The sequence below is a fragment of the Neobacillus bataviensis LMG 21833 genome, from assembly GCF_000307875.1.
Lineage (GTDB): Bacteria > Bacillota > Bacilli > Bacillales > Cytobacillaceae > Neobacillus > Neobacillus bataviensis.
Window position 1 is genome coordinate 61909 of the sequence record NZ_AJLS01000041.1, and the last position, 11333, is coordinate 73241.

The window sequence follows — 11333 nt, forward strand, 5'->3', positions numbered from 1 at the left end:
TATTTTCTACTTGCCAACAAGTAAAAATGGATGTATACTCTTAAAGTATTAACTGACTGAAATGTTCATACGGTCATTTATGGGCGTTTCAAGTTTCCAATAACAGGCTTTCGATAAGGATTGTCGATGAAGATAGTCCTTATTTTTGAAATCAAAATGACCAAGTGAATAAAATAGTCAATATTTAATATAGGAGGCATCAGAGGTGAAAAACATCTTATTAAAGGAAGAGCTTTTGACAATTTTTAAAAATAAAAAAGTCTTAATTCCGATTATCGCTGTTATGTTTGTCCCTGTCTTGTATGCCGGAATGTTTTTGTGGGCGTTCTGGGATCCATATGACAAGCTTGACGAACTGCCGGTAGCAGTCGTGAATGAAGATGCGGGTGCAACACTTGACGGGGATCACCTAAAGCTGGGTGATGACTTAGTTACTAAGTTAAAGAAAAGTAAAGATTTTGGGTTTGAATATGTTGATAAAAAAGAAGGCTATAAAGAATTAAAAGATCAAAAATATTATATGGTCATTGAAATTCCGAAAGGCTTTTCTAAAAATGCAACCACATTAATGGATAAAGATCCGAAAAAGTTGGAGTTGATTTATACCCCAAACGAAAGTTTTAACTTCCTTTCAGCACAAATCGGCAATACTGCTGCAGAGAAAATTAAAACGGCAGTTGCTGAAAAGGTAACAGAAACGTATGCAGAAACAATTTTTTCAAAAGTTAGCGAGCTCGCTGATGGGATTGTAAAAGCAAGCGATGGTGCAGGCCAGTTAAAAGATGGTTCCGTTGATTTAAATAAGGGATCAGAGGATTTAAATAATGGTCTTGCAACCCTTGCTGAAAAATCTATTGAATTTAATAATGGTGTTAAAACAGCTAATTCAGGTTCAAAAGCATTGGCATCAGGGGCATCGGAATTGAAAGACGGGCTTGCCAAAGCAGATGCTACTATGCCTCAGTTAGTTGATGGAACAAATCAGATTGCTGCTGGTGCGGAGAAATTAAAAACAGAGCTGCCAGCTGGTATTGCACAAGGAATGCAAAAGGAATTAACCGGCAGTGCCTTTGAGCTTAACAAAGGGATTGACCAGTTTGAAACGCAGTTAACGAAAAGGTTGGCTGTACAAATTGCAGATCAGACGATTACAGAACAAACAGAAAAAATGGAAAAACTCGCTAATGCTTTAATCGCAAATGGGGTTTCTCCGCAGCTTGTAAATGCGATCATGACGGCAGAACCGGCGCCAACGAAAGATGCAGTGCAAGCGAGTATTGAGGCAAAGCTTACCCCTGGAATTGATGCTGGCTTTACACAATTCAAAACTGGCGTTAATGAAAAATTACTGGGTGCCACAAATGGGCTAGACCAAAAGATTAAGAGTCAAACAGATCCATATTTTGATCAATTGCTAGCAGGTATTGATCAAATTAGTAGTGGACAAAAACAACTTCAATCCGGAATAGGTGCTTTGTCATCGGGCTCTGTCAAATTAAATGATGGAACAAATACTTTGTCTTTAGGGTTGAACAGGTTAGCTGATGGTTCTAATCAACTTTCAGCAGGAACCGGACAATTAGCAGACGGCTCAAACCAATTAAAAGACGGTACTACGAACCTTTCCGACGGTGCCAAGGAATTATCGGATAAGCTTGCCGACGGGGCAAAAGAAGCTTCAAAGGTACATTCAGATGATAAGACCTATAATATGATGGCGGAACCGGTAAAACTTGCTAATGAAAAAATTAATCATGTACCAAACTATGGAACAGGATTTGCGCCATACTTCATTTCATTAGGTTTATTTGTCGGTGCGTTGTTATTATCAATTGTTTTCCCGCTTCGGGAAACGGCAGCAGCACCATCAAGCGGATTCAACTGGTTTCTAAGCAAGTTTTCCATTATGGCGGGCGTTGGGATTATCCAGGCGTTACTTGCGGATGCTATCCTGCTGGGAGGATTAGGACTTGATGTTCAAAGTGTGCCAAAGTTTATTCTTTTCTCGATTATAACGAGCTTAACATTTGTCGCTTTAATTCAGCTTTTTGTTTCAGTATTTGCGGATGCTGGGCGTTTTCTAGCGATTATAGTCCTTATTTTTCAGTTAACAACAAGCGCAGGAACATTCCCGCTGGAATTAATTCCAAATTTTTTACAGCATTTTAATGCCTTCTTGCCAATGACCTATTCAGTGAGCGGCTTTAAAGCAGTTATTTCAAGTGGGGACTTAAGCTTTATGTGGCACAATGTAACGATTCTCCTAGGTTTCTTGGTTGCATTTGCCCTAGGGACAATCGCGTATTTTACAATAAGACATAAACATCAATATAAACATCAAGTTAATACTTTAGTAAGTGAGTAAGTTAAAATACCAGCCGACAAGTTTTCGGCTGGTATTTTTAGTTATGAAAAGAAACTGGTTTTGAGTATATTAAAGGTAGGAATCTTAAATAGGAGGAATAAGTCATGAAACTAACAGTAATCGGTTATTGGGGCGGATATCCAAAACAGAACGGAGCAAGCTCGGGATATTTGCTAGAACATGAAGGATTTCAATTATTAATCGATTGCGGAAGCGGGGTTCTTTCGAAACTTCAAAATATCATCCAGCCGGAAGAATTGAATGCGGTGATCATTTCACACTACCATCCAGATCATATTGCAGATATCGGAGTCCTGCAGCATGCAAGACTAATTCTAGGATTTTTAGGTAAGGAATTTCCAACATTGCCTGTATATGGTCATGAATTCGACCAACATGAATTTGCCAAATTAACCTATAAAAATATCACAAAAGGGGTTGCTTATAAACCTACTAACACCCTAAAAGTCGGACCATTTCAAATTTCATTTTTAAAAACTTTCCATCCGGTCCCATGTTATGCGATGAGAATCGAGGCAGATGGTAAGGCAATAGTTTACACCGCCGATAGCGCCTTTATAGAAGAGTTTATTGAGTTTAGCCGGGGGGCTGATCTATTGCTGTGTGAATGTAATTTTTACGGACATCAAAACGGCAAGCCTGCTGGACATATGAACAGCTTAGATGCTGGCCGTTTTGCCCAAAAGGCGGCTGTAAAACAATTAATCCTCACGCATCTGCCGCAGTACGGAAATTTAAATGATTTATTGACGGAGGCATCTGGCGAATATACTGGTATAATAAAACTTGCAGACGAGTTTCAAACTATTTCACTATAAGAAGGGGCAGAATACTATGTTATTTATCGATAATAAGGGCATTACCGATCCGCGGATTAATCTGGCGATTGAAGAATATGCGTTAAAAAACCTTGATATTAACGAGAGCTATCTATTATTTTACATAAATGAACCATCCATCATTATCGGAAAAAATCAAAATACGATTGAAGAAATCAATACAGAATATGTTGAGGGTAATGGCATTCATGTTGTGCGCAGATTGTCAGGCGGGGGAGCGGTCTACCATGATCTTGGTAATTTAAATTTTAGTTTCATTACGAAGGATGATGGGGAAAGCTTTCATAACTTTCGTAAATTTACCGAGCCAGTAGTAGCAGCTTTGAAAAAGTTAGGCGTAAATGCCGAGTTAAGCGGGAGAAATGACCTTGAAGTTGAGGGCAGGAAAATTTCCGGTAATGCCCAGTTTTCCACAAGAGGGAGAATGTTCAGTCATGGAACCCTGCTTTTTAATTCAGAAATGGATCATGTCGTATCTGCCTTGAAAGTGAAGAAGGAAAAAATTGAATCAAAGGGAATTAAGTCGGTTCGCAGCCGGGTTGCTAATATTTCCGAGTTTTTAGAAGAAAAAATTGATATTCAAAAGTTCCGTTCATTAATTTTAACTTCCATCTTTGAAGGGCAAGAACAAATCCCGGAATATGTGTTGACTGAAGAGGATTGGGAAAAGATTCATCAGCTATCTAAAGAGCGTTATCAAAACTGGGATTGGAATTATGGAAGATCACCTAAATTCAATCTGCAGCACTCTCACCGCTTTCCTGTCGGTTCAATCGATGTCCGCTTAGAAGTGAATAAAGGAATCATAGAAAACTGTAAAATATATGGCGACTTTTTTGGTGTTGGCGATGTAAGTGACATCGAAAACAGGTTAAAAGGGATTCGTTATGAAAAAAATGAAATTGAAAAGACTCTTTTGGAAGTAGATACGATACATTATTTTGGAAATGTATCAAAAGAGGAATTTATCAACTTGCTTTATTAAAATTTATTGAAAAATGACGCGGTGATAATTATCACCGTGTTTTTTTCGCATTATACTTGAATACTAAACTTTCTAGCAATATAATATATTTAGAAAATTGTTATGATTTTGTGAATGAACATTCATTCACAGGGGGAGGGAAACGATGAATTTATCTGCACAGCTAAATGAAACCGCAAAGAAATTTGCCGAAAAACCAGCGTATTATTTTATGGGTCAGGCAAGTACTTACGCGGAACTGGATGGGGTCATAACAAAGTTTGCTTCAGGGTTGGAAAAGTTAGGGGTTCAAAAAGGTGATCATATTGCCTTACTGCTCGGCAACTCACCGCACTTTATCATCAGCTTATATGGGGCTTTACGGCTAGGGGTAACCGTCATTCCTATTAATCCGATTTACACGGCAGATGAAATTGGCTACATTTTAAATAACGGTGATGTGAAAGCGGTAGTCGCACTTGATTTAGCCTTGCCGCTAGTGGAGAAAGTGCATACTAATCTCCCCAAAATTGAGCATTATGTATTCTGCGAAACGAAGCCCGAAAGTCTAGTACTATCTGAAATTGAAACACTTTCTGTTTACCCAAAAATGAAATCGTTTACAAAGGTGGTTGCCTCTGGGGACTTAACCTTCCAAGGTTCAGAGCTTAAAGATGATGATACAGCCATCATTCTTTATACCTCTGGAACAACAGGAAAGCCAAAGGGGGCGATGTTAACCCATAAGAATTTATATAGCAATGCCAAAGATGTTGGCCAATATTTGAAAATGAATAACGATGACAGAGTTGTAACAGTACTTCCAATGTTCCATGTTTTCTGTTTGACGGTTGCCTTAAATGCACCTTTATTAAGCGGTGCAACCTTGTTGATTGCCCCAAAATTTAGTCCAAAGGAAATTTTTGCACTTATTAAAGGACAAGCGGCTACCGTTTTTGCCGGCGTTCCGACTATGTATAATTTCCTCTATCAATATCCTGAAGGGAATACTGAGGATCTTAAATCATTACGGATATGCATTTCTGGAGGTGCCTCGCTCCCAGTTGCGTTATTAAAGAATTTTGAACAGAAATTTTCTGTTATGATTTCCGAAGGTTATGGGTTATCTGAAGCAGCGCCTGTTACCTGCTTTAACCCGCTTGACCGGCCACGAATGCCGGGGTCGATTGGCAGATCCATCCTTCATGTGGAAAACAAAGTAGTCGATGAACTGGGGGAAGAGGTTCCTGTCGGCGGCGTAGGGGAATTAATTGTTCGTGGACCGAATGTGATGAAGGGTTATTATAAAATGCCGGAAGAAACGGCGGCAGCCATCCGTAACGAATGGCTTCATACCGGGGATATGGCGAGAATGGATGAAGAAGGATATTTTTATATTGTTGACCGGAAAAAGGACCTAATTATTGTTGGCGGTTACAATGTATATCCACGCGAGGTAGAAGAAGTTATTTACAATCATCCAGATGTTGTTGAGGTAGCGGTGCTTGGTGTTCCCGATCCTAATCAGGGCGAGGCGGTTAGTGCCTTTGTCGTCAGCAAAAACCCGGAACTTAGCAAGGAACAGGTACTTGAGTATTGTAAAGAGCATCTTGCAAAATACAAGGTTCCAACAACAATTGAGTTTTTAGAAGAACTGCCAAAGAACACAACAGGAAAAATATTAAGGCGTGCCCTGAAAACTCAAGTTACCCAGGCAGTCGGAAAGTAAGATTATTGGGAAAAAGGCAGGCGCTTAGCCTGCCTTTTTCGAAACCTTTTAGGTTCGGCTTTTTTTTATGCCTGGTTCTAAATTCGTCATTTTTAACTAAACTATGTATAGGAGAGGTTGTACACAAAGGGGGACAAAATCATGGTTAGAAAAATGGGGGTCTATGCGGTTTTGGCCTTTTGTTTATATGGATTGTTTTTTTATTGGTATTTATTTCATTTCGCCAATACAACATTACCATTTGAATATCAAGGATCCAAAGCAGACCCATCTACCTTTCTTAATGGAAGAGAGTTAAGCTTGAGTGAGGAATATTCAAAAGTTAGAAACCTATTGTTTTTCTTATCGACGCCGTTCGAATGGCTTTTCTATTTTCTAATTTTGTTATTTGGGTTTTCGAAGGCGTTTAAACGCTGGGCAGACAGCTCTACTAAATATAAGGTATTGCAAATGCCTATCTATCTCATTTGGTTATCCTTTTTTGCCTTTGTAGCGACGTTTCCTTTAAACTATATTAATTATTCTTTATCGAAAACGTATCATATTTCAACGCAATCGTTTCCATCCTGGATGAAGGATGAGCTGATTGACTTTTGGATTAGTTATGGGACGTGGTTGATTATTGTCCCTGTGCTTTATTGGCTAATGAAAAAAAGTAAAAAGCGCTGGTGGCTTTATGGCTGGATGTTATCGGTTCCGTTTACCTTGTTTATGATGTTCCTTCAGCCAGTCGTCATAGATCCGCTATACAATGATTTCTATCCGTTAAAAAATCAAGAATTAGAAACCAAAATTTTAGCACTGGCAGATAAGGCCGATATTCCGGCAAAGCATGTATTTGAAGTGAATATGGCTGATAAAACCAATGCAATGAACGCATATGTAAATGGTATAGGTTCTAGCGCTAGGATTGTTCTATGGGATACGACCCTAAATCGGCTAAATGATAACCAAATCCTTTTTATCATGGCGCATGAAATGGGGCATTATGTAGAGAAGCATATTTATTTCGGCATCGCGGGTTACCTGCTTCTTTCGCTTTTTGGACTTTATCTGACACATAGGTTGATGAATTGGGCAATAAAACATTGGGGAAAGGAACTAAAAATAACCGACATAAGGGATATTCGCTCCCTCCCATTGTTTTTTATGATTTTGTCCATGCTCTTGTTTGTTTCAAGTCCACTTTCAAATTTAGTTTCACGCTACGAAGAAACACGTGCTGATAGGTATGCGATTGAAATGACGAAGAATCCGGAAGCCGCAATAACCTCTTTTCAAGAATTAAGCCGATCTGGATTAAGTCAGGTGAATCCGCCGTTATTAGTGAAAATATTTCGATATACGCATCCTTCTATGCTAGACCGCATTTCCATGCTCGAGGAATATGAGATTAAGCATCGTCATAAATAGAATAAGAAAACTGAAGACAAAATCTCGTCTTCAGTTTTTTTATTCTTTAAAAACAAAAGACCGCCTAAACAGGCGGTTTAAAGGTTCTTTTACGTTCCAAATCGTTTGTTAATGTCCTTAAGCTTATTGGATAGAAGAAAAAATGATCTTTTGTCCCGAGTGTCAATGGCCATGTCGATTTTTCGCAGCAGTTTTTCCTTTTCCACCTTCAACTGAATTTCTGACAAGAGCATATCGATGTAAAGATCCTGGACGAAATTCTCCTTCATTCGATTTCGCTTCATGGCACCAAGTTTCATTAGTTCCGTGTATGATTTTTCATTCATGAAAATCACCTCTGATGCTTTTTTTAAGTATATGGAGATTTTTCAATAATATCAGTTCTTTTTCAAATTTTCTGATATTATTTTCCTTGACACAGATTTTGTGAAGAAATTAGTAACAATTATAAAAAAGCAATGGAATAGAAATGGTAAAGTGGTAAGATATGGTGGGAAAACTAAAATGAAATGGGGTTGAAAGGATTGACACAAGTAAAAATCGGAGAATATGTGGCGAATTCTTGTACGATGTATATAAAGCCGGTGGAATATGGAAATAAAGTATTTTCCATTGTTGTTGAACCCGAAGATGAATTTCTGTCTCCTTTTAAACCCTTGGATTTAATCAAAAACAGCTGTGCCTTTTATGGTGTCGATTATGAAAGCAGAAGGAAGGGAACCAAACTATTAATTGGCTATTCACGAAAACTCCCAATTGTCATAGAACCAATTAACAATATTTATGCCTTCTGTACTGCTTCACCAGAAGACCCTAATTGTGTTTGGTTTTTTCTTGAGCATATAAAGGATTACCGGCGGGCGTCCGCAAGGCAGACATTGGTCATTTTTCGCAATGACTTTTCATTCACTTTTCCGATTTCCTACAGTACCTTTAATACCCAAATGTTAAGAACTTCTTATTTACAAACAAAGCTTATGCAAAGGGTTGAACTTAATAAGAAAAAACTATTTTATTTACTGCATGGACCTAAGTCATCGAAGGCATCAGAAAGTAGTGAATTTTATTTAAAAGATCGGAAATAATGACTACATATTTCTGATTTCTATTGGGATAGATGTTTTTTTAATAAGTATTCCTCCATTAACTCTTGGACTTTATTGCGAATCCTTGGGTTAAAGTAATTATGGTTTTCTTCATAGCCCTTATAAATAAACATGTACATCGTAAAAGCATCGTCCCGCTTTGTTTCAATGACTTGAAGCTTATTCTTCTTCATATACACTTTTACCTCGGATAGTTCCCGTTGTATTTCCTTCATTGTTGCCTCAATTAAATCCAAATAAGGCTTTTTTAACTTAAAAGGGCTGTTTTTCACAACAGCTATATCACGGTTTAAGACAATGAGAACCATCGGTAAATAAATGGCCTTCTCTAATATGTCACGGTCATCCTCTGGAATTCTGGTCATCGTACCATCTACACCTTTCTATGTTTTCGAACGAATGTTCCCTTTTATTTTACGAAAAAAAAGCGATAAAAGCAATAGAACATTTCCACGCAAAAGCTCGTCAATTTGGCGAGCCTTCTTTATTGCAAACTTTAGGCAATATGTGAGAAAGTTTTTATTAATAGAAGGATATTTGATAGGGGAAAATGAATTTAATGAAGAAATCTAAAAAAGGCGGAGATTGTGGTAAAAAACATAGACGAAGGTGAAAAACGTATGAGATCTGATAAATACCATAAAAAGAAAAAGAGAAGATGGCCGTCCATTTTGCTTGTTTTGTTGCTGCTAATTGGCGGGGTGGTTGGTTATGCTTATTTTCAGTATAAGCAAGGAGTTAACCAATCATTAAAAAAAATAAATAAGGACAATAAAGAAGATGTTGTCTATACATTTGAAGGGCAGAAGGATCAATACGGTGACACGAACGTCCTCCTCCTTGGCAGTGATGCGCGAGGCAAGGAAAAGTCCCGTTCTGACACGATCATGATTGTTCATTTTAATGAGGATAAAGGAACATTTAAGCTTACATCTATCATGAGGGATAGCTATGTCAGTATACCGGGGCATGGCAAGCATAAAATAAATTCAGCATTCGCACTTGGCGGTCCAGAGTTAATGAGGCAAACAATCAAACAGAATTTTGACCTTGATCTACAATACTTTGCGATAGCTGATTTTCAGGGCTTTGTCCAGCTGATTGACGAAGCTTTTCCAAAGGGAGTAGAAATGGATGTAGAAAAGAAAATGACGGAATTCGTTGATGTACCACTAGAGCCTGGTCTGCAAAGATTGGATGGTGCACAATTACTTAGTTATGTACGATTTCGTCACGATGCTGTTGGGGACTTTGGAAGGGTAGAGAGGCAACAAAAGACAGTACAGGCGATTAAAGACCAATTAAGCGGTTTTACAATTACGAAACTGCCAAAATTAATTGGCGTAGTTTCACCATACGTTAACACAAATATGGACACCTCTGATACCTTATTTATGGCTAAAGATTTCCTATCAAATAACAGAGGGAGCATCGAAACATTACGTATACCAATCGAAAATAGCTTTACAGAACCACGGATAAGTGGTGAAGGTCAGGTACTGGATATTGATGTTAAAAAGAATAAAGAAGCACTGCATCAATTTATTACCCAATAAAAATCATACAGACAAATAAGGAAAGGAGAAGGCAGATGGACATCGAATCACTAAAAGCTTGGTTTACACTTGACCATATTATGAACCTTATACAAGAATATCGGGCTCTTGGGCCGATACCGGGCATATTATTGATTGTCCTTGAAGCATTTTTGCCATTTCTCCCTTTGTTTGTATTTGTTATGGCAAATGCCAGTGCCTTTGGTCTTTGGTTTGGCTTTTTATTTTCTTGGATTGGAGCTTGCATAGGGGCTCTGCTTGTTTTTTCGCTGATTAGAAGATATGGGCAAAAAAGGTTATTTTCTTTTTTGCCCAGGCACCCGAAGGTTCGTAAGCTGATGGACTGGGTGGACCGCCATGGGTTTGGCCCCCTCTTTTTAATCCTATGTTTTCCATTTACCCCTTCTGCGGTTGTGAACATTGTGGCCGGTCTATCAAAAATACGATTTGCTCAATACATGCTGGCAGTGTGTATTGGAAAAATGGTGATGATTTTTACAATTAGCTTTATCGGTTATGATCTCCGTTCGCTAATAACAAAACCTTTTCGAACAGTCATTGTTTTATTAGTTATTTTTATTCTATGGTATGTAGGAAAAAGAATTGAAGTAAGGGTGAATAAGAGTACTGAAACTGACCATAATGGTGAAATAGATAGAAATAAAGAGAAGGAGAAACGGAGGAGCTTCAATGAAAATTGAATGGAAAAAGGAAGGGTTGGAATGGGTTAAGGCATTTGCCATCGGAATCATCATCTTTGCTTTTATTCGGACATTTTTCTTTTCCAATTATATTGTAGAAGGCGAATCAATGATGCCGACTCTTCAGGATGGAAACAAACTTGTTGTCAATAAGCTTGGCTATCAGGTGGGAGAATTAAACCGGTTTGATGTCATCGTTTTTCATGCAAATTCCAAAGAGGATTTTGTCAAACGGATTGTCGGGCTGCCAGGTGATAAAATTGAATATCGGGATGATACTCTGTTTATTAACGGTCATAAATATGAGGAACCGTTTTTAAAGGTTTATAAGCAGAAAGCGCCAGGTATGAAACTGACAGGTGATTTTAGTTTGAAGGAAATTACCGGTGAAGATACAGTTCCGGAGGGAAAATTATTTGTTCTCGGTGATAATCGATTAGGAAGCTGGGACAGCCGCCAATTCGGCTTTATCTCTTCTAGTCAAGTTGTCGGTAAAGTGGATTTGCGCTATTGGCCATTAAATGAAATGGACGTGCATTTTTAAATCTGTCTTCGCTAAACGGCTCGCTACGCGGCGAGTTTTTTTATGGACATGAACGTATCATTTACCATTATTGGATTAAATACACCGGCGGGAAT

11 protein-coding genes are annotated in these 11333 nt (G+C 38.2%); 9 read left to right on the plus strand and 2 right to left on the minus strand.

From position 1 onward, the window contains the following. Positions 1-205 precede the first annotated feature (205 nt). The 5 genes from BABA_RS06170 to BABA_RS06190 all read left to right on the plus strand — a co-directional run bounded on the left by BABA_RS06170 (position 206) and on the right by BABA_RS06190 (position 7331). Positions 206-2365 carry a YhgE/Pip domain-containing protein gene (locus BABA_RS06170; protein ID WP_007084281.1) on the plus strand — a complete coding sequence of 720 codons (2160 nt, stop codon included), beginning with the start codon at positions 206-208 and terminating at the stop codon, positions 2363-2365. A gap of 104 nt (positions 2366-2469) precedes the next feature. Continuing rightward, positions 2470-3204 carry an MBL fold metallo-hydrolase gene (locus BABA_RS06175; protein ID WP_007084282.1) on the plus strand — a complete coding sequence of 245 codons (735 nt, stop codon included), beginning with the start codon at positions 2470-2472 and terminating at the stop codon, positions 3202-3204. A 16-nt stretch (positions 3205-3220) separates the two neighbouring features. Then, positions 3221-4210, plus strand: a complete 990-nt coding sequence (locus BABA_RS06180) for a lipoate--protein ligase (protein WP_007084283.1) — start codon at positions 3221-3223, stop codon at positions 4208-4210. A gap of 145 nt (positions 4211-4355) precedes the next feature. Continuing rightward, entirely contained in the window at positions 4356-5918 is a 1563-nt protein-coding gene (locus BABA_RS06185; protein ID WP_007084284.1) for a fatty acid--CoA ligase family protein, read from the plus strand. 141 nt (positions 5919-6059) lie between these two features. Beyond that, positions 6060-7331, plus strand: a complete 1272-nt coding sequence (locus BABA_RS06190; protein WP_007084285.1) for a M48 family metallopeptidase — start codon at positions 6060-6062, stop codon at positions 7329-7331. 89 nt (positions 7332-7420) lie between these two features. Here the strand turns inward: BABA_RS06190 and BABA_RS06195 are convergent, their stop codons facing one another. Continuing rightward, positions 7421-7657, minus strand: coding sequence for an IDEAL domain-containing protein (locus tag BABA_RS06195; protein WP_007084286.1), 237 nt, complete (start codon positions 7655-7657; stop codon positions 7421-7423). Between the two features lie 198 nt (positions 7658-7855). Here BABA_RS06195 and BABA_RS06200 point away from each other — a divergent pair, with 198 nt between their 5' ends. Then, positions 7856-8416: a competence protein ComK gene (locus tag BABA_RS06200; protein ID WP_157273122.1), complete on the plus strand. Its 561-nt coding sequence runs from the start codon at positions 7856-7858 to the stop codon at positions 8414-8416. 20 nt (positions 8417-8436) lie between these two features. On the opposite strand, the gene BABA_RS06205 is transcribed toward BABA_RS06200, so the two are convergent. Beyond that, complete coding sequence (locus tag BABA_RS06205; protein WP_007084288.1) at positions 8437-8802, minus strand: YhjD family protein; 366 nt, start codon at positions 8800-8802, stop codon at positions 8437-8439. A gap of 255 nt (positions 8803-9057) precedes the next feature. Here BABA_RS06205 and BABA_RS06210 point away from each other — a divergent pair, with 255 nt between their 5' ends. Genes BABA_RS06210 through lepB form a run of 3 tightly spaced genes read left to right on the plus strand, consistent with a single transcriptional unit; the run spans position 9058 to position 11238 of the window. After that, a complete protein-coding gene (locus tag BABA_RS06210) occupies positions 9058-9993 on the plus strand; it encodes an LCP family protein (protein ID WP_051186016.1) in 936 nt (311 codons plus the stop codon). A 35-nt stretch (positions 9994-10028) separates the two neighbouring features. Further along, positions 10029-10694 (plus strand): TVP38/TMEM64 family protein, encoded by a 666-nt coding sequence (locus tag BABA_RS06215; protein ID WP_007084290.1) that lies wholly within the window; start codon positions 10029-10031, stop codon positions 10692-10694. Then, entirely contained in the window at positions 10684-11238 is a 555-nt protein-coding gene (gene lepB / locus BABA_RS06220; protein WP_007084291.1) for a signal peptidase I, read from the plus strand. The genes BABA_RS06215 and lepB overlap by 11 nt, the downstream gene beginning before the upstream one ends. Positions 11239-11333 lie beyond the last annotated feature (95 nt).